Source organism: Streptomyces caeni (assembly GCF_042678285.1).
Taxonomy (GTDB): Bacteria; Actinomycetota; Actinomycetes; order Streptomycetales; family Streptomycetaceae; genus Streptomyces; species Streptomyces caeni.
This window is the reverse complement of the sequence record NZ_JBHUDX010000152.1, coordinates 21,509-47,550: the sequence shown is the minus strand read 5'-3', so window position 1 is coordinate 47,550 and position 26,042 is coordinate 21,509. Positions and strand designations below refer to the sequence as shown.

The window sequence follows — 26,042 nt, the reverse complement described above, 5'->3', positions numbered from 1 at the left end:
TACAGGGCGCCTTCCCATGTCCCGGTGCGGATTCCCCCCACGGGATCCGGCCGGGCGCCTGCGGGACAGCGCCTGAATCGCTGCGAGCAAAACGAGCAGAACTCGGCAGACCGCTGCGGTGCGGTCTGCCGGGACGCGTACGGACGGGAGGGCCGCTCAAAGCTCCCCGGTGTACGTGCCCCGGCAACGCCGTTTCCCGGGAACGTCCCCCAAGACATCCCCAGATGTCAGTCACGCCCCCCAAGACGCTTCTGACATCGCCAACTTAGACTCACGAACCCTTCCGTTGGTTACGTTCACCTCACTGTGATCTGCGTCTCCTGCATATGTCCTGAAAGTGCGCAAGAGACCGGTACAGCGATCGAGGAACCAGCGTAAGGATGATGCGCGAGCCTTGTGAAGAGCTTATGTGAGGCTCGCGTTGGACTCTAGGGGGACTCTTACACCCGCGTCATGAGAATGCCCTCAGACGGAGGCTGTTCGTCACGACGAACACCGACGAGAAGGCCATCGCCGCGCCCGCGATCATCGGGTTGAGGAGTCCCGCGGCGGCCAGCGGCAGCGCGGCCACGTTGTAGCCGAAGGCCCACACCAGGTTCCCCTTGATCGTGGTGAGCGTCCGCCGAGACAGCCGGATCGCGTCCGCGGCCACGCGCAGGTCCCCGCGCACCAGTGTCAGGTCGCTCGCCTCGATCGCCGCGTCCGTCCCGGTGCCCATGGCCAGGCCGAGATCGGCGGTGGCGAGCGCGGCCGCGTCGTTGACACCGTCCCCAACCATGGCGACGGTCCGGCCCTCGGCCTGCAGCCGCTTGACCACGTCCACCTTCTCCTCCGGCAGCACCTCGGCGATCACCTCGCCGGGGCCGATGCCGACGGCCCGCGCCACCGCCTCGGCCACCGCGCGGTTGTCCCCGGTCAGCAGGTACGGCGTCAGTCCCAGCGCGCGCAGTTCCCGTATGGCCTCGGCGCTCGTCTCCTTGATCGCGTCGGCGACGGTCAGGACCCCGAGTGCCACGCCGTCCCGGGCGACCACGACGGCCGTTCGTCCTTCCGCCTCCGCCTCGGCCTTCGCCCGGGCCATCCCCTCCGGCAGCGTGTCCGGGAACCGGCCCACCGTGACCTCGTGCCCCTCCACGCGCCCGCGCACACCGAGGCCGGGCACGTTCTCGAAGTGCTCCGGCACCGGAAGGTCACCCGCCTGCTCCTGCGCGCCTGCCGCGATGGCCTGGGCGATCGGGTGCTCGGAGGCGTGTTCCAGGGCGCCGGCGAGTCGCAGGACCTGCTTCTCGTCGTCGCCCTCGGCGACGTACACGTCCTGGAGGGCCATCCGGCCGGTGGTGACCGTCCCGGTCTTGTCCAGGACGACGGTGTCGACCCGGCGGGTGGACTCCAGGACCTCCGGTCCTTTGATGAGGATGCCGAGCTGGGCACCCCGCCCCGTGCCGACCATCAGCGCGGTCGGAGTGGCCAGGCCCAGCGCGCACGGGCAGGCGATGATCAGCACCGCGACGGCCGCGGTGAAGGCGGCGACCGTGTCACCGGTGACGCCCAGCCATGTCCCGAACGTGCCGAGCGCGATCAGCAGCACCACGGGCACGAAGATCCCGGAGATGCGGTCGGCGAGGCGCTGCACCGCGGCCTTGCCGTTCTGCGCGTCCTCCACGAGCCGTGCCATGCGCGCGAGCTGGGTGTCCGCGCCGACCCGGGTCGCCTCGACCACCAGCCGGCCCCCGGCGTTCACGGTGGCTCCGGTCACGGTGTCCCCCACGGTCACGTCGACCGGTACCGACTCGCCGGTCAGCATGGAGGCGTCGACCGCCGAGGCGCCCTCGACGACCGTCCCGTCGGTGGCGATCTTCTCGCCGGGCCGTACGACGAACCGGTCGCCCACGGCCAGCTGCGCCACCGGAACGCGTACCTCCCGGCCCTCCCGCAGGACCGCGACATCCTTCGCGCCCAGGTGGAGCAGCGCCTTCAGGGCCGCGCCCGCGCGTCGCTTGGAGCGGGCCTCCAGATAGCGGCCCAGCAGGATGAACGCGACGACGCCGGCGGCCACCTCCAGGTAGATGGCGGATGACCCGTCCGTGCGGGAGACGGTGAGCTCGAAGCCGTGGCGCATGCCGGGCATCCCCGCGTGCCCGAAGAACAGCGCCCACAGTGACCAGCCGAAGGCGGCCAGCGTCCCGACCGAGACGAGTGTGTCCATGGTGGCGGCGCCGTGCCGGGCGTTCGTGAACGCGGCCTGGTGGAAGGGCAGCCCGCCCCAGACGACGACGGGCGCGGCGAGCGTCAGCGACAGCCACTGCCAGTTGTCGAACTGCCAGGCCGGGACCATCGCGAGCAGGACGACGGGCAGGGCGAGCAGGGCGGAGACCGTCAGCCTGTGGCGGAGGGAGTCCGACTCGGGGTCACGTCCGGATGCCGCCGCCTCGTCGGCCGGTGCGGGTTCCGGCTGCGGTGGCGGCGGCTCCTCGGCCGTGTAGCCGGTCTTCTCCACCGTGGCGATCAGGTCGGCCACCACGATCCCGGGGGCGTAGGAGATCTTCGCCTTCTCCGTCGCGAAGTTCACCGTGGCGGTGACCCCGTCCATGCGGTTGAGCTTCTTCTCGACCCGGGCCGCACAGGAGGCGCAGGTCATGCCGCCGATCGCGAGTTCGACCTCGGAGGGCACGGTCTCCTGCGCGGGTGGTGCCGCCGGGGCTGGTACTGGTGCTGCGGTGCTGGTCATGTCCGGACTCCAGACAGTGGGCCGGACCGTACGGAGCCAGTATCAGCTGGTCGGTACGGCCCGGTGCGGAGAGCAGATGCTGGGCGGTTCAGGCCTTGCCGACGAGCTCGAAGCCCGCCTCGTCGACCGCGGCGCGCACGGCCTCCTCGGCGAGCGGCGCAGTGGAGACCACCGTGACCTCGCCGGTGGACGCGACGGCCGTGACGGCCGTGACACCGGCGATCGCGGAGATCTCGCCGGAGACCGAGCCTTCGCAGTGTCCGCAGCTCATCCCGCTCACCTTGTAGACGGTCGTCACGGAACCCGGGGTGTCGGTCTGCGCGGTCATGTTCTTACTCCTCAGGGAGGCGTGTGAGGCTTACGTGAACCAGACTATACCCCTAGGGGGTATGGATCCAAGGGGGGTCGGGGTCGGCCGGAACTGCTCGGGCCCGGTTCGGCCCAGTCTGGCCGATTCTGTCCGAAGCGGTGTGAGGCGGTCCGCTCTGGCCGAGTCGACCGGGCCCGGGGTGGATCGGGGGGCGGACCTGATGGGTCCGGCGTGGGCCGCGGTGGGCCGCGGTGGGCCGGGGTCAGCCGGCGGAGGTGTCCCCGTCCAGGAGCGGCTTGAGGTAGCGGTACATCGCGGTCTTCAGCTCGGTGATGTACACCTGCCGCTCCGCGCCCTCGTGGGTCATGATCAGGTCGAGGCCGGCCTTGAAGAGGGCGAGCAGCATGTTCGCCGTGCGGGTCCGCTCGTCCGGCGGGCCGTCCGGCAGATAGCCCGCGATCATCTCCTCGATGCGGGTGAGGGAGGCGTCGTGCACGGCGTTGCACTCCTGGGCGATGGGTCCGGGGCTGTCGGGGCCGTGCAGCAGGACGCCGAAGGCGGGATTCTCGACGTTGAACGCGATCAGCGGGTCGAGCGCCGCGTCCAGCATCTCCTTCAGCGGGAGTCCGATGTTCTCACCCGCCAGCGCCCTGCCCTGCGACTCCTGCCACTGCCGCAGCAGGTGGTCGCCGAGGCTGATCGCGATCGCTTCCTTGTTGGGGAAGAACTGGTAGAGCGTGCCGGGGGAGACGCCGGCCTCGCGGGCGATCGCGTTGGTGCTCGCGGCGGTGTAGCCGGTGCGGCAGAAGACCGCGGCCGCGGCGTCCAGAAGCTGGGCGATGCGGCGCTCGCCGCGGGCCTGGCGGCGGCGCGGTCTGCCTTCCGGATGCTGTCGCCCGGCCGCCTCCGCGGCCGGCTCTGTGCCCGCCTTCGTGGTCGGCGTCGTGGCCGCCTTCGTGGTCGGCGTCATGGTCGGTTCCGCGGCCGGCCTGGTCGCCGGCTCCTCGACCGGCCCGGTCGCCGGCTCCTCGGCTCGCTGACTCTTCGGCACGCGTTGTCCCCAGCTCTCGGAACGCAATTGACAAACGCGAGCGACCGCTCGCATTCTTGTGGAACGCGAGCGATGACTCGTGTTTGCCAGTCTATGGGCAATGGACGACCCATGCTGCCTGCACGGATGTACGGGATGCGGGGTCTTGCTGAAGGGGACACCGCCTCATGTCCGAAGTCAACAGCGGGGACGGCCGGGAAGACAGCGACGGAGGGGGAAGGCCGGGGCCGGTTGGCTGGACCCGGTTCGTGACCGCGCGGCCCCGGCTGTCGCTGCTCGTGGCGCTGCTGCTCACCGCGTTCGCGGTGGTCGCGGGCAGCGGGGTCGCCGACCGGCTGGGCAGCGGCGGCTGGCAGGACCCGGCCGCCCAGTCCACGTACGCGACCCGGGCGCTGGAGCGGGAGTTCCCCGACTCGCAGCCCAATCTGCTGCTTCTCGTCGACTCCGGGCACAGGGGCGTGGACGATCCGGCGGTCGCCGCGGAGGCGAGGCACCTGGCCGAGCGGCTCGCCTCCGAGCCGGGCGTCACAGGGGTCGGATCCTACTGGCGGTCGGGCGCGCCCGCGCTGCGCGCCGAGGACGGCGGCGAGGCGCTGATCGCGGCGCGCATCACGGGTGAGGAGAAGACCGCGAGCGACACCCTGGACCGCATCGCGCCCCACTACCGGGGCGTGCACGGCCCGGTGCGGGTCACGGTCGGCGGTCCCGTCGCCGTGCGCTCGGAGATGCAGCAGACCATCCGCGAGGACCTGACCCGGGCCGAGCTGATCGCCCTGCCGATCACCCTGGTGCTCCTGGTGATGGTCTTCGGCAGCGCGGTCGCGGCGCTGCTGCCGCTCGGCGTCGGCATCGTCGCCATCCTGGGCACCAACGCCGTGCTGCGCGCGCTCACGGAGCTGACCGATGTCTCCGTCTTCGCGCTGAACCTCACCACGGCCCTCGGCCTCGGCCTCGCCATCGACTACGCGCTGTTCATCGTGCGCAGGTTCCGCGAGGAACTGCCCATGGCCCCCGACCCGCTGGGCGCTGCCGCGGTCACCCTGCGCACGGCGGGGCGCACGGTCCTCTTCTCCGCTCTGACGGTCGCCGTCTCCCTGGCCGCGATGCTGGTCTTCCCGCAGTACTTCCTGCGCTCGTTCGCCTACGCGGGCATCGCGGTGGTGCTGCTGGCCGCCGCGGCGGCACTGGTACTGCTCCCGGCGGCCCTGGTGCTGCTGGGCCACCGGGTGAACGCGCTCGACCTCGGGCGGCTGCTGCAGCGCGGCAGGCCCCGGGAGTCCGGTGGGGGAGCCGGCTGGGGCCGGATGGCGGCCCTGGTCATGCGGCGGGCGCCGGTCTTCGCCGTGGCCACCACCGTCGGCCTGGTGATCCTCGGACTGCCCTTCCTGGGCGTGAAGTTCGGCACGGCGGACGACCGCCAGCTGCCCTCGGACGCCGAGTCGCACGTGGTGCAGCAGCACATACGGGACGGGTTCCCGGGCAGCCCCGGCGGCGGCCTGGAGGTGCTCGCCGAGGGGCGCGCGACCCGTGAGCAGTACGCCGCCTACCGGGACCGGATCGCCGCGCTGCCGGAGGTGCGGCGCGTGGACGGGCCGCTGGTGAAGGGCACGAAGGCGTACTTCACGGTCCAGCCCGAGGGTGAGGCCGTGGACGCGGGCGCCCAGCGGTTGGTCGGTGAACTGCGCGCGACGGCCGCCCCCTTCGACACCTCCGTGACGGGCACGGCGGCGGTCCTGGTCGACTCCAAACACGCGATAGCCGACCGGCTGCCCTGGGCGGCGGCCTTCATCGCCGTGGTCACCCTGCTCCTGGTCTTCCTGCTGACCGGCAGCGTGCTGATACCCGTCCAGGCGGTGCTGCTCAACGCGCTCAGCCTGACGGCCATGTTCGGCGCGGTGGTGTGGGTCTTCCAGGACGGTCACCTTTCGGGCCTGCTCGGCTTCACCAGCCCGGGCTCCATCGAGACGACCCTGCCGGTCCTGATGTTCTGCGTGGCCTTCGGCCTCTCCATGGACTACGGCGTGTTCCTGCTCTCCCGCATCAAGGAGGAGTACGACCGCACGGGCGACCATCGAGAGTCGGTGCGCTTCGGGCTGCAGCGCACCGGGGGGCTGATCACCGCGGCGGCGGTCATCCTGGCGGTGGTGATGGTCGCGATCGGCACCTCCCGGGTGACCAACACCAAGATGCTCGGCCTGGGCATCGCACTGGCGGTCCTGATGGACGCGATGGTCGTGCGCAGCCTGCTGGTCCCGGCGGTGATGCGGCTGACCGGCCGCGCCACCTGGTGGGCCCCGGCGCCGCTACGCGGCTTCCACCGGCGGTTCGGGCTGCGGGAGGAGGAGCCGGTGGCCGCCGTCGAGGTGAGGGAGACGGACCGGGACCGGGACAAGGCAGGGGTGCGCGGCTAGCGTTCCGCCGGAGAGATGATCCCCGGCGGCGCCGGGGATCGTGGGCCCGGGCGAAGGGTGCGGTCGTATGCGTGCGGTGGTGTTCGAGCGGTTCGGCGAGTGGCCCGAGGTCCGCGAGGTGGCGGACCCCCGGCCTGCCGAGGACGGCGTCGTGGTGCGCGTCGAGGCGACGGGACTGTGCCGCAGCGACTGGCACGGCTGGATGGGGCACGACCCGGACGTCGCGCTTCCCCATGTGCCCGGGCACGAACTCGCCGGGGTCGTCGAGGAGGTGGGTGCCCTGGTGACCGGCTGGCGGGCCGGTGACCGGGTCACGGTTCCCTTCGTCTGCGCCTGCGGCACCTGCCCCTCGTGCGCGGCGGGAGACCAGCAGGTGTGTGAGCGGCAGACCCAGCCGGGGTTCACGCACTGGGGGTCCTTCGCCCAGTACGTGGCACTGGAGCGGGCGGACATCAATCTGGTGGCGGTGCCGGACGAGATGTCGTTCCGGACGGCCGCGTCCCTGGGGTGCCGGTTCGCCACGGCGTTCCGCGCGGTCGTCCAGCAGGGCCGGGCGACGGCGGGGGAGTGGGTCGCCGTGCACGGGTGCGGGGGCGTCGGTCTGTCCGCGGTGATGATCGCGGCGGCCTCGGGGGCGAGGGTCGTGGCCGTCGACGTATCACCCCAAGCCCTCGACCTGGCGAGGAAGTTCGGGGCGACGGAGTGCGTGGACGCCAGGCACACCGAGGACACGGCGGCGGCGGTCCGCGCCCTGACGGGCGGCGGCGCCCATGTCTCCCTCGACGCACTCGGTTCCCCGCAGACCTGTGCGGCGTCCGTCAACGGCCTGCGCCGCCGAGGCCGCCACATCCAGGTCGGCCTGCTGCCGTCGCCCACCGGCACGACCCCGGTGCCCATGGCCCCGGTGATCGCCCTGGAACTGGAGATCATCGGCAGCCACGGGATGGCGGCGCACACCTATCCGCCCCTGCTGGACATGGTCCGCTCGGGCGCCCTGCGCCCCGAGCTCCTGGTCACGTCGGCGATCCCGCTGGACGCGGCCCCCGAGGCGCTTGCGGCGATGGGGAAGGCGCCGGGCCGGGGAGTGACGGTCGTCGAACCGTGGAGCTGACCCCGCCGGTCGCGGGACTACCCCGGTGGACGGCCCATTCGTGCTCGAACACGGCCATCAGCGTCTCGGAGCGCAGCCGCTGCGGGGTGAGATCGGTGGACGGCTCGAAGGTGAACCGGATGACCTCGGGATCCGCGAGGATCTCCGCGATCGGCACGGCGTCCTTCTCGGTGAAGGGCCGAAGCAGCGCCTTCTCGCCGGTGGGCACGGGCTTGACGGAGAAGTCGGCGGCGGGAGTTCGAGGCGTCGCGGAGTCCATCCGGGGATTTGTCGGTGCCTGCGGGCCCCCGGGCGACGCCATGACGCGAAGTGGCCCGCCCCGGCAGGGCGGGCCACTCGGCGGGCAGGGGACGTGGTCAGGTGTCCCGGCGGCCGCGGCCGCGGTTGCCCGGGCGGGAGGCGACCCAGGAGCGGACCGTGTCTGCGTACCAGTAGGGTCTGCCGCCCTCCACGTGGTCCGGTGGAGGCAGGAGCCCGTGCTTGCGGTACGACCTCACGGTGTCCGGCTGCACCCGGATGTGCGCGGCGATCTCCTTGTAAGACCAGAGGCGACGGTCGGTCATCAGTAGCACCTCCCCGCGCGCGCCGCGGTGGCGGCCGGGGAAGGCCGTCGTGGGGACCGGGCGCTGCGCTGGCGATCACAAAGCCTGTGCTCCGTCAACGACGGGGAGTGTGCGGTGGACAGGGCCTGTGAACCGGGTGTGACAGAAGGCCCGTGGACGCGGGACATGTGTGACAGAACCCGGTTCTTTGTGACACGGACGTCGAATTCGGCAGCCGCGGCGCCCGCTCCCCCCGCTCGTGGACAGGAACGGCCCAGGGGCGGCGCCCGCGCGGTGGGCGCCGCCCCTGGGCCTCGGCTGGGGGAGACGTATGGGAACGGCGGCGCGGGTGCCGGGCGCGCCGCGCCCGGCACCCGTCGCACTACCGGCGGGCCGTCGCCCGGCTCCGCCGGTACAGGACGAGCCCGCCGGCCAGCATCGCGACGCTGACCGCCGAAGCCGCGATCACGCCCTCACTGCCGGTCTCGGCCAGCGTGGGCGCCATGCGCGAGGGAGCGGTGCCCGGGAGCGTGGCGGCCTGCGGCGCCTTCGGCTGGTGGCCCGGCCTCGTGCGTGGCGGGGTGCTGCTGTTGCCCGACGGGCGGTTCTGCTGCCCGTCGCCGGGCATGCCGGGGCTCGACACGCCGGGTCCGTGGTCATTGCCGCTGCCGGGGCCGTGGCTGTTGCCGGTCTCGGGGCGGTCGTGACTGTCACTCGGACCGGTGGTGCGGGGAGTCTGGGCCGGAACGGTCGTGGATCCCGTGCGGGGACCGTTGGCACAGGCGTTGCCGAAGGCCGGGTTCAGCGCGGCCACCACGTCGACGGTGTTGCCGCAGAGGTTGACCGGCGTGTCCACCGGCACCTGGACGGTGTTGCCGGACGCGACGCCGGGCGATCCGCTCGCGGTGCCGGCGGCACCGGAGTCCGCGTGCACCGGGTTGCCGCACAGGGACAGAATGCCTGTCGCGGCGGCAGCCGCGACCATTCCCCTGCTCAGGGTCTGTCGCAATCTCGTTGTCTTCCTAGAAGTGGGATGAGCCGGAAGGGCCGGCCCCGGAGCCGAAGAGAGCAGTCCAAGGCCGGCCGTGACACAGCCGGGGCTGGTGCGACGGCATCAGCCTTTGACGGCTATGTCGTCAGTAGTTCGCGCACCCGTTGCCGTACGCCGGGTTCAGCAGCCCGACAAGGCTGGCGGTGTTGCCGCACGCGTTGACGGGAATGGCCAGGGGAACCTGGATGACGTTGCCGGAGAGGACGCCCGGGGAACCGGTCGCGGCAGCGTCGGCACCTGCGTCGGCCATGGCCGGGGCGGCCATTCCGAGGGTCATGATGGCACCGGCGACGATGGCAGCGCTCTTCTTGTGCTTCACGTAGTTTCCCTTCGTTGCGGTCGTGCCCCTGTGACGGCCGAAACCGAGCGAGCACAGCTTGAACGCTCGCCGCACGACCTGCAGTCTGTGAAACGAGGAATAGACGGCCGAAGCAACTCCCCTACGAGAGGCGCCGCGCAATTCACTCGAACGCCACGATTGAATTCAGGCGGATGCTGCATACGGGGAAGCGTTCGCACATCGTCGCCGCACGGCGGGCCGGGGACCGCAGAGGACCTCAGCCGTTGCTGGTGCCGTTGGCGGACAGCACCGGAATGCCGTTCGCGATGTTCGAGAGCGGCTCATCCCCCTTGGCCTGGGTGGAGTTCTCGGCACACTGGTGGTTCTGCGCGGCCGACAGGACGGGAACGTCGGCGGCGGAGACCGGCACGACGCCGACGAGCGAACCGGCGTTGGCCTTCGCCGGGAGGCCGACGCAGAGCTTGTTCAGGGAACCCTCGGCGAGGGACGACTGCGGGCTCATGGCGCCGATGGTGGCCGAGTTCCCGTAGGTCTGCGAGGCATCGTTCCCGCTGGTCGACGTGGCGCTGTCGTCGTCTCCGAGGGCAAGCGCCTGGGGGGCGGCCGCCGCTGAGGCGCCGACGACGGAAGCCGCGACCGCCGCCATGGCCATTGCCTTCTTGAACATTTCGCGTTCCTTTCCTGTGCAGAGGCACGTGTTCCTGCTCTGGCGCTCAACCCGTCCTATTGGGATTGGTTTCGAGGATTCACCCGTCCGGGGCGTTCGATGGGGAGTGAATGCGGATACCGCAGCGGGAGCAGAAGGGCAATCCAACCCTTCCCCGGTGTAGGCCATCGGAGTGAATGAGAGCAACCAAGCCTGTGTGCGGCAGTTGTCCAGAGCGCTCCGGTGGACGGGGTTTCTCCAGAAGGGACTAGCAAGTGATGAAGAAGGTTATGGCTGCCGCGGTGGTCGCCGCTTCCGTTCTCGGCGCCTCCGCCGCCGCGGCGGCGCCGGCCCTGGCGCTCGGCGACGACGGTGACGCGACGTCCACCAGCGGCAACAACGCGGCGCAGCAGTACGGCAACTCCAGCACCTCCGGTGACATGAGCCCGCAGCTCGCGCTCGTCCAGGGCTCGCTGAACAAGCCGTGTGTGGGCCTGCCCGGCAAGGTCAACGCCGGTTCGCTGGTCGGCGTCGTGCCGGTCGGGGTCCAGGACATCCCGGTCCTGTCGGCCCCGCAGAACCAGCAGTGCAGCGAGAACTCCACCCAGGCCAAGGGCGACGAGCCGCTCTCGCACCTCCTGGAGGACATTCCGGTTCTGTCGGCCAACGGCACCGGCAACGGCTGAGTCCGGCACCCGAGGAGCGGCCCGCCGAAGTGTTCGGCGGGCCGCTCCTCATGTGTGCTCAGTCGCCGTACAGCGCCTCGATCTCCCGCGCGTACGCGGTCATCACCGCGTGACGCTTGATCTTCAGGGACGGGGTGAGCAGGCCGTTCTCCTCGCTGAACTCGCCCTCGACCAGCGCGAACCTCCGGATGGACTCGGCCCGGGAGACCGCCTGGTTCGCGTAGTCCACGGCTTTCTGCACATCCGCGCGCATCCGGGGATCGCGGACCAGCTCGGACATCGGGGTGCCGGGGGGCAGCTTGCGCACGGCGAGCCAGTGTGCGACCGCCTCGGGGTCGAGGGTGATCAGGGCCGCGACATACGTACGGTTGTCCCCGACGACGATGCACTGGCCGACGGGCGGGCGGCTGCGCAGCCGGTCCTCCAGGACGGCGGGCGAGACGTTCTTGCCGCCCTTGGTGATGAGGATGTCCTTCTTGCGGCCGGTGATGGTGAGGTAGCCGTCCTGGTCGAGGGAGCCGAGATCGCCCGTGGCGAACCAGTCGCCGCTGAGCACGGCGTCCGTGGCGGCCGGATTGTTCCAGTAGGCGCCGAAGACCACGCCCCCCTTGATCAGGACCTCGCCGTCGTCGGCGATGCGGACGGCCGTGCCCGGGACCGGGAGTCCGACCGTGCCGGGGCGCGGCCGCAGGGGCGGGACGATGGTGGCGGCGGCGGTCGTCTCGGTGAGGCCGTAGCCTTCGTAAACGACGATGCCGGCCGCGAAGAAGAACAGGTTGAGGTTGCGGTCGAGTGGGGAGCCGCCGCTGATGGCATAGCGCATGCGGCCGCCGAGCTCCCTGCGGATGCGCCGGTAGACCAGCAGGTCGTACAGGGCCCACGCCGCGTACAGGCCGGGCCCGGGGCCCTTGCCGGTGCCCAGGAACCGGTTCAGGGACGCCTCGCCGAAGCGGACCCCGATGCGGTCGGCGCGGTCGAAGGAGGCGCCGCGTCCGATCTTCTCTGCGGTGGCGCGCCCCGTGTCGTGGATCTTCTCGAAGAGGTAGGGGACGCCGACCAGGAAGGTGGGGCGGAACCGCCGCAGCGCGGGCCGGAGTTCGTCGGGTTTGATGCTCGGGAAGTGACCCAGCTCGATACGGGCCATCAGGCAGGCGATCTGCAGGGTGCGGCCCAGGATGTGGGCGAGCGGGAGGAACAGCAGGGTCGAGGCGACCTGGCCCGTGACCTCCTTGAAGACCGGGTGGAGCAGTTCGACGGTGTTGGCGGCCTCCGCGTGCAGGTTGGCGTGGGTGAGGACGCAGCCCTTGGGCTGTCCGGTGGTGCCGGAGGTGTAGCAGATCGTCGCGACCGTGTCGGGGGTGAGCGCGGTGCGGCGCTTGGTGACCTCTTCGTCGGGAACGTCCCGGCCGAGGCCGGCGAGGAGACCGAGGGCGTCCTCGTCCAGGCGCCAGACGGTCGTGGGCTCCGGGTGGCCGGACGTCGCCGTCGCCACCGTGTGCGCGTTCTCGGCGCTCTCCACGACGAGGAAGCGGGCCCCCGAGTCCCGGACGATCCAGTCGACCTGTTCGGCGGACGAGGTGGCGTAGACGGGAACGGTCTGGCCGCCGGCCGCCCAGATCGCGAAGTCGAGGACGGTCCACTCGTACCGGGTGCGGGACATGACCGCGACCCGGCCGCCCGGTTCCAGGCCCGCCGCGATCAGGCCCTTGGCCGTGGCGGTGACGTCGGCGGCGAAGGCGGCCGCGGTCACCGGCCGCCAGCCGGTGCCCTCCTGGCGGCGCAGCACCACGGCGTCGGGCGCCTCGGCGGCGTTGGTGAAGGGGAGGCCGGCGGTGCTGCCCGTGGCGGCGCGCGGCGCGATCGGGGCGGTGCGGACCTCGCGGACCGTGCCGTTCTCGTCCCTGATCAGCTCGGCCTCGGTGCGGGCGGCCAGATCGCCGCGCCGCTGTGCCCGTTTCAGATCCCTGCGTACGCCCATGACGGCTCCGGTCGCGGCTCGGGTGCGGACATGCGTACTTACTCGAAGGTCAACTTACTCACGAGTTAAGGAAATTCAATGGCACGGACGGAGATTGTTCGGTGGAGGCCGGCCGGGGAGGCCCCTGGGGGGTGTTTCGGAAGTCCCGCACAGCACCCACGGCGCCCGGCACGCTCCCCCAAGCTCTTCGAGCGGGGGGCACCCGCACTCGCCGCACCGGCCGAAACCCCGAGTACGTCCAGTACGAGGGCTTTCGTCCGGCACGCCGAGAGCACGCGCCGGACACCGCGGGCACCGCACAGGACTTTCGAAACACCCTAGGAGACGACGTCCTTGCGCGCGAAACCGCGGAAGGCCAGCGCGAACAGCACGAGCGCGTACGTCGTGGAGACCACCGTGCCCTGGATCATGCCGGACCACTCGGGGCGGGGCTGGACCGCGTCGGCCCAGGCGAACTGCCAGTGCGCGGGCAGGGCGTCGCGCCAGTGGCCGAGGGCGGTGACCGCGTCCAGCACGTTCCCCAGGATCGTGAGGCCGACCGCGCCGCCCACCGCGCCCAGTGGCGCGTCCGTCCGCGTCGACAGCCAGAACGCGAGTCCGGCGGTGACCAGTTGGGACACGAAGACGTACGCCACCACCACGATCAGCCGCTGGGCCGCCGTGCCCGGTGCGAGGGCGCCGCCGGTGGGGATCTCCAGCGGTCCCCAGCCGTAGGCCGCCGTGCCCACCGCGAGCGCGACGACGGGCAGCAGCACCATGGCCGCGAGACTGAGGCCCAGCCCGACCACGAGTTTCGACCACAGCAGCCGGGCGCGCGGGACGGGCGCCGCGAGCAGATACCGCAGCGAGGACCAGCTCGCCTCCGACGCGACGGTGTCCCCGCAGAACAGGGCGACCGGGATGACCAGCAGGAAGCCGGCGGAGACGAAGAGATTGACCGCGGCGAAGTTGGCGCCCGACGCGGTCGCCGTGTCCATGAGCGTGACCTGGCCGTTGCGGGCGCCGGGATCGCCGCCGATCGCGAAGGCGATGGCCAGCACGAACGGCAGCACCGCCAGGACCGCGCCCATGACGAGCGTGCGGCGCCGCTTCATCTGCCGGACGAGCTCGACGCGCAGCGGCAGTGTCCGTCGCGCCCGGTAGCCGTCGGCCGTCTCGGCCCGCTGGGCGAGGGTGCTCACGGGGAGCCTCCGATCAGGGTGAGGAAGGCGTCTTCGAGACGGCGGTGGGGGCCCAGAGACGCCACCGGGACGTCCAGCCGGACGAGTTCGGCCAGCAGCCGCGCGGCAGCGGCGGAGCCGGAGCCGGCCCGCTCCGCGGCGGCGCCGGTGGCCGGGCCGGCGCCGGCGGTCCCCGGCGCCAGACGCACCAGCAGCCCGCCCTCCGTCCGCAGCGCCGACGACACGCCGGGGAGCGCGGCCACCTTCTCCACCAGGGGGTCGGGTATGCCGGCCGCCAGGCCGACGAGCAGTGTGTCGCCGGAGCCGATGATCTCGTGCACCGGACCCGCCTGGACCAGCCGGCCGCGGTCCATGACCACCAGGTGGGTGCAGGACTGCTCGACCTCCGCCAGCAGATGGCTGGAGACGATGACCGTGCGTCCGGCCGCCGCGTACCGGATCACGACCTCGCGCATCTCGCGGATCTGCGGCGGGTCCAGGCCGTTGGTCGGCTCGTCGAGGATCAGCAGGTCCGGCAGGCCGAGCATCGCCTGGGCGATGGCCAGACGCTGGCGCATCCCCTGGGAGTAGGTGCGCACCGCCCGGGCCAGCGCGTCGCCCAGCCCCGCGATCTCCAGGGCCTCGTCCAGGTGCGCGTCCCCGGGCGGGCGGCCCGTGGCCCGCCAGTACAGCTCCAGGTTCTCCCGGCCGGACAGGTGCGGCAGGAAGCCCGCGCCCTCCACGAAGGCCCCGACCCGCGACAGCACCGGGGCGCCCGGCCGGATCGCGTGCCCGAAGACCCGGATCTCGCCGCCGTCCGGCCGGATGAGACCCATCAGCATCCGCAGGGTGGTCGTCTTGCCTGCGCCGTTCGGTCCCAGCAGGCCCAGGACCTGGCCCTTCTCCACACGGAAGGAGAGGTCCCGCACCGCATACCGGTCCGCCGACTTCGCGTACCGCTTGCTCAGGTCCGTGATGTGCAGCGGGACGTCGGCCAGCGCCGGGTCGGGGGCCGGCGCCGTGGTGCGGCGGCGGCCCGCCAGCAGCAGCGCCAGGGCCACCGCCGCGCCGGCCGCCGGCAGCCACCAGACCCAGGAGGGGAGCGGGGCCGCCGCGGTCGTCACGCCCGGTGCCGTGGGCACGGCCAGGCCGCCCTTCAGGGAGACCGTGTACGTGGCCGGCGCAGCCGGGGACGCGTAGCCGAGGTCGGTCGAGGCGAGGACCAACCGTAGCCGGTGGCCCTTCTGCACCTCGTGGTCCACCGCGGGCAGCGTCAGCGTGACGTCCCTGCCCCGCCGGGCTTTCTCCACCCGCACGGGGGCGACCAGCTGGGCGGGCAGCACCTGCGGGGTGCCGCCGGGGCCGACGTCGTACACCTTCCCGAAGAGCACCGCGTCATCGCTCGTCGAGACCACATGGACGGTCACCGTCGGCGAGCCGGTGATCCACAGGGTGTCGCGCACGGGGCCTGAGTCGAAGTGCGCGTACTGCCCGGGGAAGTCGAGGGAGACCCCGAGGCCCAGGGACGCCAGCTGGGACAGGCCGCCGGCGCCGCCGAGGCCGGGGAGCGCGGAGACCGCGGGCGGGCTCGCGCCCGCGGGATTCGCGAAGCTCTGCTCGCGGCCGTCGAGGGCGATGGTCCGCCGTCCGCTCTCCAGGCCGGGGTATCTGTCCCCGCTGGCGCCCCGCAGTTGGGCCGCGCCGTCCGTGGAGTCGATGCCTCCGGTACGGGTGATCCGGAAGGCGGGCCCGGCGTCGATGCCCGTGTCGCCCTTCAGATAGCGGTCGAACCACGCCCGGACGCGCGCCTGGACGCGGCTGGTCTCCATGTCCCCGCCGTCGTGTCCGCCCGCGATCCAGTCGACGTCGACCGGTGCTCCGTTGGCCCGGATCGCACGGGCCGCCGCGTCGGCCTGGCCGAGCGGGAACAGCGAGTCGGACTGGCCCTGGAACAGCAGCGTCGGGACCTTGATGTCCGTGCCGACGGCCGAGGGAGAACGCGCCTGAAGCAGCGCGCGTGCCCGTGCGTCGGGCTTTCCGGACTCCGCGACCCGGTCGTACATCGCGCACAGCTCGGCGGTGAAGTGGGCGCAGCCACCGCCGGAGTTCATGAAGACGCCGGCCCACAGCTTCTTGAACACGCCGTTGGGGAACAGGGCGTCCGCCAGGTTCCAGTAGGTGATCGCCGGGGCGATCGCGTCCACCCGGTGGTCGTGCCCCGCGGCCAGCAGCGCGATCGCTCCGCCGTACGACGCGCCGGTGACGCCCACGCGGGGGTCGCCCGGCTTGTCCAGCAGGACCTCCGGCCGCCGGGCCAGCCAGTCGACGAGCCGCGAGACGTCGGCGACCTCGCCCCGCGGGTCGTTCAGCCCGATCTTCCCCGTCGACTTTCCGAAGCCGCGCGCCGACCACGTCAGCACCGCGTACCCGTCACGTGCGAGCTGCTGCGCCTGGTCGCGGACGTCGTTCTTGCTGCCGCCGAAGCCGTGCGCGAGCAGGACGGCCGGGCGGCGGCCGGCGGAGGCGGAGGTGAAGTACGACGTGTCGATCCGGACCCCGCCGCCCATTTTCATGACTGTGTCGGTGCGGTGCACGGCGGGCGCGTCGTCCGAGGCGACGGCCGTCCATGTGCCGGCACCGGCCGACCCGAGGAGAACCGCGGCCACGGCGGCCACGGTGCCCCGGCGCAGCCCTCGGAGGGCGGGCGGTCGAAGATCCATGCGTCAACGGTACGGGCCGCCGGCGACAACCGAAGCAGCCGCCGGGCTGAACCCCGGCACCTCCCACGGACGTACGGCCCTGCTCCCGCATACCGCGGACGTGGTACGGCCACATGGACCCTGCGGAGGCCCGGTGGACCCGGTCTCCCTCCCCCCGGTGGACGGCTCAGCCCTGCGCGTCCTCCGGGACCGACACCAGCCGGCGGGTCTCGCGGCGCGGGCGGAGGCAGAGGATCCGGTACAGGGTGGCGACCGCCGTGATGCCGCCGGTCCACAGCAGGTAGCCCGTCTCCTGCCGGCTGAGCACATGGGCCAGGACCGCGATCAGCACGATCGGCATCGTGGGCCACAGCGGCATCCGCCACGCGGGGGCGTGGCGGTGCGCGCCGCGCCGGGCCGGCAGGGCGGCGACCGCGACGAGCAGGTGCATGCCGGTCACCGAGACGCCCGTGACGCCGTAGAGGGTGTCCAGGTCGACGAAGCACAGGAGCGCGCCCGGAACGCCGACGAGGAGGGTGGCGACCCACGACGAGCCGAAGCGGCCGAACTTGGTGAGGCCGTTGTTGACCGGCTCGGGCCATGCCTTGTCGCGGGCCGAGGCGAACAGCACGCGGGAGTTCTGGATCACCGATTTCGTCCGGAGTCCGGACACCGCCGGCGCCCTGGACCCGGCGACTCGCCCGGCCGGGGCCGGTGTCGGCGGCCCCCGCTAGAGTCGCTCCTCACAACCGAATCACAGCAATGGGGTGGGACAGATGAGACTGCGGCACACCGCGACCTGGGTGGGGGTCACGGCGGCGGCGCTGCTGGCGACGTCCGCGTGCGGTGCTGAGAGCGCCAGGTCGGCGGCCACGGCCGTCGGCAACGCGGACAAGATCATGGCGGCGCTCGCTCGGGCCACCGACCGGACCGAGAACGTGGGATCGGCGGAAGTGAGGATGTCCACCGTGATGGGCGACGGCAGCCCGATCACCATGGAGGGCACCTACTCATGGGGCCACGGCTACGCGTTCGACGTCGAGATGGACACCCGGGCCGTGCAGATGCAGCGGCTCCAGGACGCCGCGAAGATCCGCATGCTGTTCGTGGACGGCGCCTACTACTACGACGTCGACCCGCAGCCCTCCGGCCCGCTCAAGGGCAAGGAGTGGATGAAGGTCGACGCGTCGGCGGTGTTCGGCGAGAAGGGCGCCCAGGCGCTCACGGGAAACACGGGCGGCGGCAGCCCGGCGGCCTCCATGCGGGGCCTGAAGTACGCGAACGACGTCGACGACCTCGGCAAGGAGACCGTCGACGGGCAGAGCGCGACCCACTACCGGGCCGTGATCGACCGGGAGCACCTGGGCAGGTTCAAGGACGCCTACGGCAACGGCGACAACCTCTTCGGGTCCCTCACCGGCGGCAGCGACTCGATCACCATGGACGTCTGGGTCGGGCCCAAGGACCTCCCGGTCCGCATCAAGCAGCGGTTCGGCAGGGTGACGGTGACCATGGACTTCGAGAAGTTCGGCGCCACGTCCACGGTCAAGGCCCCGCCCGCCGCGCAGACCGGTGACGTCACTGAGGAGCTGAAGAAGGCCGCCGGGCGGCAGCAGGGCTGAACCGGGGCCGGCACGGCGGTGCCCCGCCCCCGTGTGCGGGAGGCGGGGCACCGGTGCCGTGCGGCCTCAGTGGTTGCGGGGGAACCCGAGGTCCACGCCCGTCGGGGCGTCGGCCGGGTCGGGCCAGCGGGTGGTGACGACCTTGCCGCGGGTGTAGAAGTGCGTGCCGTCGTTGCCGTAGATGTGGTGGTCGCCGAAGAGCGAGTCCTTCCAGCCGCCGAAGGAGTGGTAGCCCACCGGGACCGGGATCGGCACGTTCACGCCGACCATGCCCGCCTCGATCTCCAGTTGGAAGCGGCGGGCCGCGCCGCCGTCGCGGGTGAAGATCGCGGTGCCGTTGCCGAACGGGGAGGCGTTGATGAGCGCGACGCCCTCGTCGTAGGTCTCCGCGCGCAGCACGCACAGCACCGGGCCGAAGATCTCGTCCTGGTACGCCTTGGCCGTGGTCGGCACCTTGTCCAGGAGCGAGATGCCGATCCAGTGGCCGTCCTCGTAGCCCTCGACGGTGTAGCCGGTGCCGTCGAGGACGACCTCGGCGCCCTCCGCCGCCGCCCCCGCCACGTACGACGCCACCTTGTCGCGGTGTGCCTTGGTGATCAGCGGGCCCATCTCGGAGGCCGGGTCGTCGCCCGGGCCGATCTTGATCTTCTCGGCGCGCTCGCGGATCTTCTCCACCAGCGCGTCGCCGACGGAGCCGACCGCCACGACCGCCGAGATGGCCATGCAGCGCTCGCCCGCCGAGCCGTACGCGGCCGACACCGCGGCGTCCGCCGCCGCGTCCAGGTCGGCGTCCGGCAGGACCAGCATGTGGTTCTTCGCGCCGCCCAGGGCCTGGACGCGCTTGCCGTTGGCGGAGGCCGTGGTGTGGATGTAGCGGGCGATCGGGGTCGAGCCGACGAAGGAGACGGCCTTGACGTCCGGGTGCTCCAGGAGCCGGTCGACGGCCACCTTGTCGCCGTGGACGACGTTGAGGACGCCGTCGGGCAGGCCGGCCTCGGCGAACAGCTCGGCGAGGCGGACCGACGCCGACGGGTCCTTCTCGGAGGGCTTCAGCACGAACGTGTTGCCGCACGCGATGGCGAGCGGGAACATCCACATCGGCACCATCGCCGGGAAGTTGAACGGTGTGATGCCCGCGACCACACCCAGCGGCTGCCGGATCGCGGCCACGTCCACGCGGCTGGCCACCTGAGTGGACAGCTCGCCCTTCAGCTGGACGGTGATGCCGCACGCCAGGTCGACGATCTCCAGGCCGCGCGCCACCTCACCGAGTGCGTCGCTGTGCACCTTGCCGTGCTCGGCGGTGATCAGCCCGGCGATCTCGTCGCGGTGCTCGTCGAGCAGCGCCCGGAACCGGAACATGACGGTCGTGCGCTGGGCGAGGGAGGACTGCCCCCAGGTGCGGTACGCCTCCTTGGCCGCCGCGACGGCCGCGTCGACCTCCTCCACGGCCGCGAACGCGACCTTCGTGGTGACCTCGCCGGTCGCCGGGTCCGTCACCGGCCCGTACGTGCCCGACGCGCCCTCGGCGGTCTTGCCGCCGATCCAGTGGTTGACGATCTTCGTCATGACCGAGAACTCCTTCACAGATGGCGGCGTCGGGTCGAGACGTGCCGTTCGTACAGCTCGCGGGCCTTCACCGCCGACGGTCGGGTCGCGGTCTCGGCCACGGGAACATCCCACCAGGCTTGCGCGGGAGGCGCGCCCGACACAGTGTCTGCGGTTTCGGTCTCCACGTAGACACATGTGGGAGTGTCCGCGTCGCGCGCCTCGGCGAGGGCGGCGCGCAGCGCGTGCACGGTCTTCGCGCGCAGCACCCGCATGCCCAGGCTGGCCGCGTTGGCGGCGAGGTCGACGGGCAGCGGCGGGCCCGTGTGGGTGCCGTCGTCGGACCGGAACCGGTAGGCCGTGCCGAACCGCTCGCCGCCCACGGACTCCGACAGGCCGCCGATGGACGCGTAGCCGTGGTTCTGCACCAGCACGATCTTGATCGCGATGCCCTCCTGCACGGCGGTGACGATCTCCGTCGGCATCATCAGATAGGTGCCGTCGCCGACCAGCGCCCACACCGGGCGGTCGGGAGCGGCCATCCTCACCCCGATGGCGGCCGGGATCTCGTAGCCCATGCACGAGTACCCGTACTCGAGGTGGTACTGGTCGCGGGAGCGGGTCCGCCACAGCTTGTGCAGATCGCCGGGGAGCGAGCCGGCGGCGTTGACGATGATGTCGGACTCGTCCACCAGGGCGTCCAGGGCGCCGATGACCTGGGGCTGCGTCGGCCGTACGTCCGGTTCGTCGGCCTCGAAGCAGGCGTCGACCCGCTGCTCCCAGCGCTCCTTGTCCTCGGTGTACTCGGTGATGTACCCGGGCCCGGCGCGGTACCCGTGCGGCTCCAGTGCCCGCGTCAGCAGCTTTAGGCCGCTGCGCGCGTCGGCGACCAGCGGCAGCCCGGCGAGCTTGTGGCCGTCGGACGGGGCGATGTTGAGGTTGAGGAAGCGGACGCCCTCGCCGGCGAAGAGGGTGCCGGAGGCGGTGGTGAAGTCGGTGTACCGGGTACCCACGCCGATCACCAGGTCGGCGGTGCGGGCGAGTTCGTCGGCGGCCGCGGTGCCGGTGTGGCCGATGCCGCCGACGTCCTGCGGGTGGTCCCAGCGCAGCGAACCCTTGCCGGCCTGCGTGGAGGCCACGGGTATGCGGGTGGCCTCGGCGAACGCGGCGAGGGCGTCCTCGGCGCGGCTGTGGTGGACGCCGCCGCCGGCCACCACGAGCGGGCGCCGCGCGGCACGGATCGCCCGGACCGCCGCGGCCAGCTCCACGGGGTCGGGGCCCGGGCGGCGCACCGTCCAGATCCGCTCGGCGAAGAACTCCTCGGGCCAGTCGTACGCCTCGGCCTGCACGTCCTGCGGCAGCGCGAGCGTGACCGCGCCCGTGTCCACCGGGTCGCTCAGCACGCGCATCGCCTGCAGCGCGGCCGGGATCAGCGCCTCGGGGCGGGTGATCCGGTCGAAGTACTTCGACACCGGGCGCAGACAGTCGTTGACGGACACGTCGCCGACGTGCGGGACCTCCAGCTGCTGGAGCACCGGGTCCGCGGGGCGGGTGGCGAAGACGTCGCCGGGCAGCAGCAGCACCGGCAGGTGGTTGATCGTGGCGAGGGCGGCGCCGGTGACCAGGTTGGTCGCCCCGGGGCCGATGGACGTCGTGACGGCGTGCGTGGACAGCCGGTTCGACTGCCGGGCGTAGCCCACCGCCGCGTGCACCATCGACTGCTCGTTGCGTCCCTGGTGGTACGGCATGAGGCCGGCGTACTCGACCAGTGCCTGCCCGAGGCCCGCGACGTTGCCGTGGCCGAAGATGCCCCAGGTGGCACCGATCAGACGTCGGCGCACCCCGTCGCGCTCGGTGTGCTGGGCGGCCAGGAAGCGTACGAGCGCCTGAGCGACCGTGAGCCTCGTCGTTGAGGTCATCGGTATCCCTCCGTGTGATCCGGGTGGAAGCAGATCCGCCACTGGCGCTCCTCGCCCGGCCCGGCCATGACGTTCAGGTAGTACATGGTGTGTCCGGGCTGGGCGATGGAAGGGCCGTGCCAGCCGTCGGGGACGAGGACGGCATCACCGGTGCGGACCTCGGCGAGGACGTCGGATCCGCCCTCACGCGAGGGGAATACGCGCTGGTATCCGAAACCGTTCGGGCCCTCGATCTCGAAGTAGTAGATCTCCTCCAGCTCCGTCTCCTCGCCCGGCCGTGTCTCGTCGTGCTTGTGGGGCGGGTACGACGACCAGTTGCCGCCGGGGGTGATGACCTCGACGGCGATGAGCCGGTCGCACTCGAAGGCGTCCGCGGAGGCGAAGTTGCGTACCCGGCGGGCGCAGGTGCCGCTGCCGCGGTCTTCGACGGGGACCTCCGGCGCGGGGCCGTAGCGGGCGGGGAGTCGGCGCTCGCACTTCGCTCCTGCCAGGGCGAAGCGGCCTCCCGCACCGGAGGCGATCTGTGCCCGGGCGTCGCGGGGCACGTACACGAAGTCGGAAGTCCCCGCGAACACGGTTTCCCTGCCCAGGAGTTGGAACACTTTGTCCTCTGTGCGCACGGTACCGGCGCCTTCGAGGGGAAGCACGATCCACTCGCTGTCGCCGGTGGCGAACGTGTGTGTGCCCCCCGGCGGGAGCTTGAGGATCCGCAGACTGCTGTGGGTCCAGCCGGCCCGCTCCGGGTCGATGTCGAGGGTGTACCGCGCGTTCGCGGCGGTGCCCCTGGGGACGTACAGCTCCGTACTCATGCGGTCCTCACAGTCCGGTTCTCACAGTCCGGTTCTCACAGCGGTCATCCGGCAGGCGCCGTCCCGGCCGCCGCACCGCCCTCACCGCACGGCTCCCGCCGTGAGTGCGGCCTCGACCTCGTCGGCCGTGGGCATCGCGGACGAGCACTCCAGACGGGAGGCGACCAGGGCGCCCGCCGCGTTCGCGTACCGCATGATCCGCCCCAGCTCCCAGCCGGCGAGCAGCCCGTGGCACAGGGAGCCGCCGAAGGCGTCGCCCGCGCCGAGGCCGTTGACGACCTCGACCGGGAGTGGGGGCACCTGGACCGGCTCGCCTCCGCTGCCGGCCGCGAGGACGCCCTCCGGCCCCTGCTTGACGACCGCGAGCCGCACGCCGGCGTCCAGCAGCGCGCGGGCGGCGGCGTGCGGCTCGCGCTCACCCGTGGCGATCTCCACCTCGTCGACGTTGCCGACGGCGACGGTGGTGTGGCGCAGGGCCTCGGCGTAGAACCGGCGGGCGGTGTCCGGTCCCCGGCGGGAGCCGCGCATGCCGTCTCGCCGGTCGTCGTGCCAGAACATGGGCCGCCAGTCGAGGTCGAAGACCGTCGTACCGGCCTTGGCCCGGTGGGCGAGGGCGGCGAGCGTGGCAGTGCGGCTGGGCTCCTCGCTCAGTCCCGTGCCCGTCACCCAGAAGATGCGTGCGGCGCGGATGGCGTCCAGGTCCAGCTCGTGGGCGTCGATCTCCAGGTCCGGCGCCTTGGGCTGCCGGTAGAAGTACAGCGGGAAGTGGTCCGGCGGGAAGACCTCGCAGAACGTGACCGGCGTCGGCAGCCCCGGGACCGGTGCGACCCAGCGGTCGTCCACGCCGAAGCCGCGCAGCGCCTCGTGGAGGTAGGTGCCGAAGGGATCGTCGCCCGTGCGCGTGATCACCGCCGTACGGCGGCCGAGGCGGGCGGCGGCGACCGCGACGTTCGCGGCCGAACCCCCCAGGAACTTCCCGAAGGACGTCACCTGCGGCAGGGGCACGCCCGTCTGCAGCGGATAGAGGTCCACGCCGATCCGGCCCATGGTGATCAGGTCGTACGGGGCACCGGTGCCGCCGGACTCGCCGGCGGCGTGCGGTGTGGTCTCCTCGAACTCCTCCATCGAGTTCCCTTCACGTCGGCTGTCCCCAGGTCTAGTCGCGCCGAGGGAGCCCTGTCAACATTTTGTCCGGACATATGGACGAGACCTGTCGTGTGCCCCGGACGATTGCGGCCGCCGGGCTTCCGGCCCGTCCTGGTGGCGTGCGCCACGGGTCGTTTCCGGTGTGCGCGGGGGAGGGCGGACGGCGAGGGGGATGGCGTCCCGGGCCGGGCGCGGGCCGGGCGGCAGCTGGGAGCTACCGTCGCACCGTGGCGCGTAATGGCGGGTGAGGAGACGAGCCTGGTGCCGCCGCCGCACCGCGGCGCGTATTTCTCCAGCGCCGGCAGGACCGCCCGGCGTCACGCCGGGCGTCGGCGGTCGCTTCGCCGGACGCGGACCGGCGGGCCGGGCCCGGCGCAGCGGGTCCGGCCCGTCCGTGTGGACGCGGTTCCGCCGATTGCGGGACATCACTCCATCGGAGGCGCAACTCGGTCACAGGCTGCGCAGTTGACTCAACGTCGGGCATTCCGCCCGGTTGTTGTGAACGATCCCCAAGGAGTACCTCTCCATGTCGCGTATCGCGAAGGGCCTGGCCCTGACCTCCGTTGCCGTCGCGGCCGTGGCGGGCGCCGCCGGCGTCGCCGCCGCCGACAGCGGCGCAAGCGCCACCGCCGACGGCTCCCCGGGCATCCTGTCGGGCAGCTCCCTGCAGGTCCCGGCCCACGTCCCGGTCGGTGTGTGCGGGGACACGATCGACGCCGTCGGTCTGCTGAACCCGGCGTTCGGCAACGGCTGCGTCAACAACTGACGTCCCAGCGGACCTTCTGCCGGCCGTTCTCCCGCCGGGGGGCGGCCGGTCGGCGTAGCAGGGGGCGGCGGTCGCCGCGGCGTTCGCGCGCCCATTTCTGTGGTGACGGCAGTCGCCGAAGAAAGGAACACTATGAAGCCCTTCAAGGCGGCCGCCGCCGTCGCCGGGTCCCTGGCCGTGGCCGGGATCGCCGCTCCCGCTGTCGCGCAGGATGCCTCCGGTCTCACGCCCTCCAGCCTCAACGGTGCCCTGGACACGCTCACCCACCAGCAGACCCTCGACGTACGCCCCGTCCAGCACCAGTCCGACGCCCTCGACACCGAGAACGAGGGCTCCGTCCTCCACACCGTGAAGGGCGCGGCGGCCGCCCTCAACCGCGACGGCGGGCCCACCCGGCTGCTCGGCGGCCTTCCCCTCCAGCAGGGGTGAACCGCCGCACCGGCCGCCGCCCCCGGTCCCTCGTTCGTGTGGTCGCCGCCGGCCCCGTCCCCCGGCCGGGGGAAACTCGCCCGGCGGAGTCCCGGGCCGCCGATACGGTTCCGCCGTGACCACAACCCCCAGCGCAACGCGCTCCTTCCGCGCCGCGGACCTCGGCACGCTCGTCGTCGTCGCCTGGAGCGGCGAAGCCCCCGGCGGGGACATGCCCTACCTGCTCGCCTACTCCCTCGGCGACGGCGCGAGCGGTCCCGCGGGATGCACGGCGGCCATCGGGGCACTGCTGCGTGCCAACGGCCTGAACGCGGGCGAGGAGGTCGTCGACGGCTCCCAGCGCCCCAGCCTGCCTGTGACGCTGCTGGCCGAGGCGGGCCAGGCCGTCCTCACCATGCCGTATGTGAACGCGCAGTGCGGTGTGCCGCCGGAGTGGACGGCCGCGGTCCGTGCACGCGGCCACGCCTACTTCCTGTTCGCCACCCGCCCCTGGCCCGAGGCCGTGCCCGGCAGGCCCGTCCAGCCCGAGCGGCTGGCGGCGTTCGCGGGCGCGGAGGAGACCCTGACCACCGCGGCGCACGTGCTCCTGCCGGTCCGGAGCCTGCGCGGCTGACGGACGGGGCGGGCCGTTCACGTCCCGCCGCGCGCGAGGTGGACCCTTGACCCGTCCTCGCGCCCGCGCAATACCGCAATCGAAATGGGCGACGGGGGTATTTGCCTATGCGAGTCGCCGGAGTCAGGACGTACGACGTGGTCGGAATGGAAGGTCACCGGGCCGGTCTGGCTCCCGCTGTACGACGTCGACTTCTGGGCGCTGCCCCACCTGGACGGCAAGGGGCTCAAGGCCGAGGATCTCTTACCGGTTCTGCGCACTTCGCCGGAGGTCATGCGGGAGCGGGACCGGGTCACGCCGGACACCGTGCGGATCCAGTCCCTGGACGACGAACTGCACAAGGCCGTCGCCGCGCTCGACATGACGCCGTCACGCTTCGAGTTCGCCCCGTCTGACCCCCGTCTCCCGCCCGTCTGACCCCCCGTCTCCCGCCCGCCGGTCCCCCGGCGGACCGGCGGGCGGGCACGCGCCACGACGGAGGCCCGCAGGGGGATGACCGGTGGCGGCGGTGCCGCT

General features: G+C 72.2%; 22 protein-coding genes and 1 pseudogene. 8 read left to right on the top strand and 15 right to left on the bottom strand.

The window, feature by feature from the left end:
• Positions 1 to 451: 451 nt before the first annotated feature.
• The 3 genes from ACFSL4_RS36925 to ACFSL4_RS36915 all read right to left on the bottom strand — a co-directional run bounded on the left by ACFSL4_RS36925 (position 452) and on the right by ACFSL4_RS36915 (position 4,008).
• The gene (locus ACFSL4_RS36925) at positions 452 to 2,728 is read right to left on the bottom strand and encodes a heavy metal translocating P-type ATPase (RefSeq protein ID WP_381092489.1); all 2,277 of its coding nucleotides are present in this window, start codon (positions 2,726 to 2,728) and stop codon (positions 452 to 454) included.
• An 88-nt stretch (positions 2,729 to 2,816) separates the two neighbouring features.
• Positions 2,817 to 3,056 (bottom strand): heavy-metal-associated domain-containing protein, encoded by a 240-nt coding sequence (locus tag ACFSL4_RS36920; protein WP_381092488.1) that lies wholly within the window; start codon positions 3,054 to 3,056, stop codon positions 2,817 to 2,819.
• 244 nt (positions 3,057 to 3,300) lie between these two features.
• Positions 3,301 to 4,008 (bottom strand): TetR family transcriptional regulator, encoded by a 708-nt coding sequence (locus tag ACFSL4_RS36915; protein WP_381092487.1) that lies wholly within the window; start codon positions 4,006 to 4,008, stop codon positions 3,301 to 3,303.
• A 248-nt stretch (positions 4,009 to 4,256) separates the two neighbouring features.
• Here ACFSL4_RS36915 and ACFSL4_RS36910 point away from each other — a divergent pair, with 248 nt between their 5' ends.
• Both ACFSL4_RS36910 and ACFSL4_RS36905 read left to right on the top strand, forming a co-directional pair.
• A complete protein-coding gene (locus tag ACFSL4_RS36910; RefSeq protein WP_381092486.1) occupies positions 4,257 to 6,500 on the top strand; it encodes an MMPL family transporter in 2,244 nt (747 codons plus the stop codon).
• A 67-nt stretch (positions 6,501 to 6,567) separates the two neighbouring features.
• The gene (locus tag ACFSL4_RS36905) at positions 6,568 to 7,611 is read left to right on the top strand and encodes a zinc-dependent alcohol dehydrogenase family protein (protein WP_381092485.1); all 1,044 of its coding nucleotides are present in this window, start codon (positions 6,568 to 6,570) and stop codon (positions 7,609 to 7,611) included.
• A gap of 356 nt (positions 7,612 to 7,967) precedes the next feature.
• Here the strand turns inward: ACFSL4_RS36905 and ACFSL4_RS36900 are convergent, their stop codons facing one another.
• The 4 genes from ACFSL4_RS36900 to ACFSL4_RS36885 form a co-directional block, all read right to left on the bottom strand.
• Positions 7,968 to 8,174: a helix-turn-helix transcriptional regulator gene (locus tag ACFSL4_RS36900; protein WP_381092484.1), complete on the bottom strand. Its 207-nt coding sequence runs from the start codon at positions 8,172 to 8,174 to the stop codon at positions 7,968 to 7,970.
• A gap of 361 nt (positions 8,175 to 8,535) precedes the next feature.
• On the bottom strand, positions 8,536 to 9,162 hold the full coding sequence (locus ACFSL4_RS36895; protein WP_381092483.1) for a chaplin: 627 nt from the start codon (positions 9,160 to 9,162) through the stop codon (positions 8,536 to 8,538).
• 127 nt (positions 9,163 to 9,289) lie between these two features.
• Positions 9,290 to 9,481 (bottom strand): chaplin, encoded by a 192-nt coding sequence (locus tag ACFSL4_RS36890; protein ID WP_381092495.1) that lies wholly within the window; start codon positions 9,479 to 9,481, stop codon positions 9,290 to 9,292.
• Positions 9,482 to 9,761: 280 nt separating this feature from the next.
• Positions 9,762 to 10,172 (bottom strand): rodlin, encoded by a 411-nt coding sequence (locus ACFSL4_RS36885; protein ID WP_381092482.1) that lies wholly within the window; start codon positions 10,170 to 10,172, stop codon positions 9,762 to 9,764.
• Positions 10,173 to 10,429: 257 nt separating this feature from the next.
• Between ACFSL4_RS36885 and ACFSL4_RS36880 the strand changes: the two genes are divergently transcribed.
• Positions 10,430 to 10,837 carry a rodlin gene (locus ACFSL4_RS36880; protein ID WP_381092494.1) on the top strand — a complete coding sequence of 136 codons (408 nt, stop codon included), beginning with the start codon at positions 10,430 to 10,432 and terminating at the stop codon, positions 10,835 to 10,837.
• A gap of 58 nt (positions 10,838 to 10,895) precedes the next feature.
• On the opposite strand, the gene ACFSL4_RS36875 is transcribed toward ACFSL4_RS36880, so the two are convergent.
• The 4 genes and pseudogenes from ACFSL4_RS36875 to ACFSL4_RS36860 all read right to left on the bottom strand — a co-directional run.
• Complete coding sequence (locus ACFSL4_RS36875; protein WP_381092481.1) at positions 10,896 to 12,815, bottom strand: AMP-dependent synthetase/ligase; 1,920 nt, start codon at positions 12,813 to 12,815, stop codon at positions 10,896 to 10,898.
• Positions 12,816 to 13,132: 317 nt separating this feature from the next.
• Complete coding sequence (locus ACFSL4_RS36870) at positions 13,133 to 13,996, bottom strand: ABC transporter permease (RefSeq protein WP_381092480.1); 864 nt, start codon at positions 13,994 to 13,996, stop codon at positions 13,133 to 13,135.
• Positions 13,993 to 16,695, bottom strand: a complete 2,703-nt coding sequence (locus tag ACFSL4_RS36865; protein WP_381092479.1) for an alpha/beta fold hydrolase — start codon at positions 16,693 to 16,695, stop codon at positions 13,993 to 13,995. Before ACFSL4_RS36865 ends, ACFSL4_RS36870 begins: the two co-directional genes overlap by 4 nt.
• 166 nt (positions 16,696 to 16,861) lie before the next feature.
• Positions 16,862 to 17,323 (bottom strand): annotated as a pseudogene (locus ACFSL4_RS36860) (amino acid permease); the annotation flags it as partial.
• Positions 17,324 to 17,450: 127 nt separating this feature from the next.
• Here ACFSL4_RS36860 and ACFSL4_RS36855 point away from each other — a divergent pair.
• Positions 17,451 to 18,296 (top strand): SCO4651 family lipoprotein, encoded by an 846-nt coding sequence (locus ACFSL4_RS36855; RefSeq protein WP_381092478.1) that lies wholly within the window; start codon positions 17,451 to 17,453, stop codon positions 18,294 to 18,296.
• 66 nt (positions 18,297 to 18,362) lie between these two features.
• On the opposite strand, the gene mmsA is transcribed toward ACFSL4_RS36855, so the two are convergent.
• The 4 genes from mmsA to iolC all read right to left on the bottom strand — a co-directional run bounded on the left by mmsA (position 18,363) and on the right by iolC (position 23,697).
• Entirely contained in the window at positions 18,363 to 19,865 is a 1,503-nt protein-coding gene (gene mmsA, locus ACFSL4_RS36850) for a CoA-acylating methylmalonate-semialdehyde dehydrogenase (RefSeq protein WP_381092477.1), read from the bottom strand.
• Between the two features lie 14 nt (positions 19,866 to 19,879).
• Positions 19,880 to 21,763, bottom strand: a complete 1,884-nt coding sequence (gene iolD, locus ACFSL4_RS36845) for a 3D-(3,5/4)-trihydroxycyclohexane-1,2-dione acylhydrolase (decyclizing) (protein WP_381092476.1) — start codon at positions 21,761 to 21,763, stop codon at positions 19,880 to 19,882.
• Positions 21,760 to 22,572, bottom strand: a complete 813-nt coding sequence (gene iolB / locus ACFSL4_RS36840; protein ID WP_381092475.1) for a 5-deoxy-glucuronate isomerase — start codon at positions 22,570 to 22,572, stop codon at positions 21,760 to 21,762. Before iolB ends, iolD begins: the two co-directional genes overlap by 4 nt.
• A gap of 81 nt (positions 22,573 to 22,653) precedes the next feature.
• Complete coding sequence (gene iolC / locus ACFSL4_RS36835; protein WP_381092474.1) at positions 22,654 to 23,697, bottom strand: 5-dehydro-2-deoxygluconokinase; 1,044 nt, start codon at positions 23,695 to 23,697, stop codon at positions 22,654 to 22,656.
• 547 nt (positions 23,698 to 24,244) lie between these two features.
• Between iolC and ACFSL4_RS36830 the strand changes: the two genes are divergently transcribed.
• The 4 genes from ACFSL4_RS36830 to ACFSL4_RS36815 all read left to right on the top strand — a co-directional run bounded on the left by ACFSL4_RS36830 (position 24,245) and on the right by ACFSL4_RS36815 (position 25,943).
• A complete protein-coding gene (locus tag ACFSL4_RS36830) occupies positions 24,245 to 24,484 on the top strand; it encodes a chaplin (protein WP_381092473.1) in 240 nt (79 codons plus the stop codon).
• Positions 24,485 to 24,616: 132 nt separating this feature from the next.
• Positions 24,617 to 24,913 (top strand): hypothetical protein, encoded by a 297-nt coding sequence (locus ACFSL4_RS36825; protein ID WP_381092472.1) that lies wholly within the window; start codon positions 24,617 to 24,619, stop codon positions 24,911 to 24,913.
• A 115-nt stretch (positions 24,914 to 25,028) separates the two neighbouring features.
• A complete protein-coding gene (locus ACFSL4_RS36820) occupies positions 25,029 to 25,526 on the top strand; it encodes a DUF5949 family protein (protein ID WP_381092471.1) in 498 nt (165 codons plus the stop codon).
• An 84-nt stretch (positions 25,527 to 25,610) separates the two neighbouring features.
• Positions 25,611 to 25,943 carry a hypothetical protein gene (locus ACFSL4_RS36815; protein ID WP_381092470.1) on the top strand — a complete coding sequence of 111 codons (333 nt, stop codon included), beginning with the start codon at positions 25,611 to 25,613 and terminating at the stop codon, positions 25,941 to 25,943.
• The last annotated feature ends 99 nt before the right edge of the window (positions 25,944 to 26,042 follow it).

What these genes read in the sequence shown, in the direction of transcription:
- ACFSL4_RS36925 (WP_381092489.1), bottom strand. Translation starts at nt 2,728, where the DNA reads ATGACCAGCACCGCAGCACCAGTACCAGCCCCGGCGGCACCACCCGCG.
- ACFSL4_RS36920 (WP_381092488.1), bottom strand. Translation starts at nt 3,056, where the DNA reads ATGACCGCGCAGACCGACACCCCGGGTTCCGTGACGACCGTCTACAAG.
- ACFSL4_RS36915 (WP_381092487.1), bottom strand. Translation starts at nt 4,008, where the DNA reads ATGACGCCGACCACGAAGGCGGCCACGACGCCGACCACGAAGGCGGGC.
- ACFSL4_RS36910 (WP_381092486.1), top strand. Translation starts at nt 4,257, where the DNA reads ATGTCCGAAGTCAACAGCGGGGACGGCCGGGAAGACAGCGACGGAGGG.
- ACFSL4_RS36905 (WP_381092485.1), top strand. Translation starts at nt 6,568, where the DNA reads ATGCGTGCGGTGGTGTTCGAGCGGTTCGGCGAGTGGCCCGAGGTCCGC.
- ACFSL4_RS36900 (WP_381092484.1), bottom strand. Translation starts at nt 8,174, where the DNA reads ATGACCGACCGTCGCCTCTGGTCTTACAAGGAGATCGCCGCGCACATC.
- ACFSL4_RS36890 (WP_381092495.1), bottom strand. Translation starts at nt 9,481, where the DNA reads ATGACCCTCGGAATGGCCGCCCCGGCCATGGCCGACGCAGGTGCCGAC.
- ACFSL4_RS36885 (WP_381092482.1), bottom strand. Translation starts at nt 10,172, where the DNA reads ATGTTCAAGAAGGCAATGGCCATGGCGGCGGTCGCGGCTTCCGTCGTC.
- ACFSL4_RS36880 (WP_381092494.1), top strand. Translation starts at nt 10,430, where the DNA reads ATGAAGAAGGTTATGGCTGCCGCGGTGGTCGCCGCTTCCGTTCTCGGC.
- ACFSL4_RS36875 (WP_381092481.1), bottom strand. Translation starts at nt 12,815, where the DNA reads ATGGGCGTACGCAGGGATCTGAAACGGGCACAGCGGCGCGGCGATCTG.
- ACFSL4_RS36865 (WP_381092479.1), bottom strand. Translation starts at nt 16,695, where the DNA reads ATGGATCTTCGACCGCCCGCCCTCCGAGGGCTGCGCCGGGGCACCGTG.
- ACFSL4_RS36855 (WP_381092478.1), top strand. Translation starts at nt 17,451, where the DNA reads ATGAGACTGCGGCACACCGCGACCTGGGTGGGGGTCACGGCGGCGGCG.
- mmsA (WP_381092477.1), bottom strand. Translation starts at nt 19,865, where the DNA reads ATGACGAAGATCGTCAACCACTGGATCGGCGGCAAGACCGCCGAGGGC.
- iolD (WP_381092476.1), bottom strand. Translation starts at nt 21,763, where the DNA reads ATGACCTCAACGACGAGGCTCACGGTCGCTCAGGCGCTCGTACGCTTC.
- iolB (WP_381092475.1), bottom strand. Translation starts at nt 22,572, where the DNA reads ATGAGTACGGAGCTGTACGTCCCCAGGGGCACCGCCGCGAACGCGCGG.
- iolC (WP_381092474.1), bottom strand. Translation starts at nt 23,697, where the DNA reads ATGGAGGAGTTCGAGGAGACCACACCGCACGCCGCCGGCGAGTCCGGC.
- ACFSL4_RS36830 (WP_381092473.1), top strand. Translation starts at nt 24,245, where the DNA reads ATGTCGCGTATCGCGAAGGGCCTGGCCCTGACCTCCGTTGCCGTCGCG.
- ACFSL4_RS36825 (WP_381092472.1), top strand. Translation starts at nt 24,617, where the DNA reads ATGAAGCCCTTCAAGGCGGCCGCCGCCGTCGCCGGGTCCCTGGCCGTG.
- ACFSL4_RS36815 (WP_381092470.1), top strand. Translation starts at nt 25,611, where the DNA reads ATGGGCGACGGGGGTATTTGCCTATGCGAGTCGCCGGAGTCAGGACGT.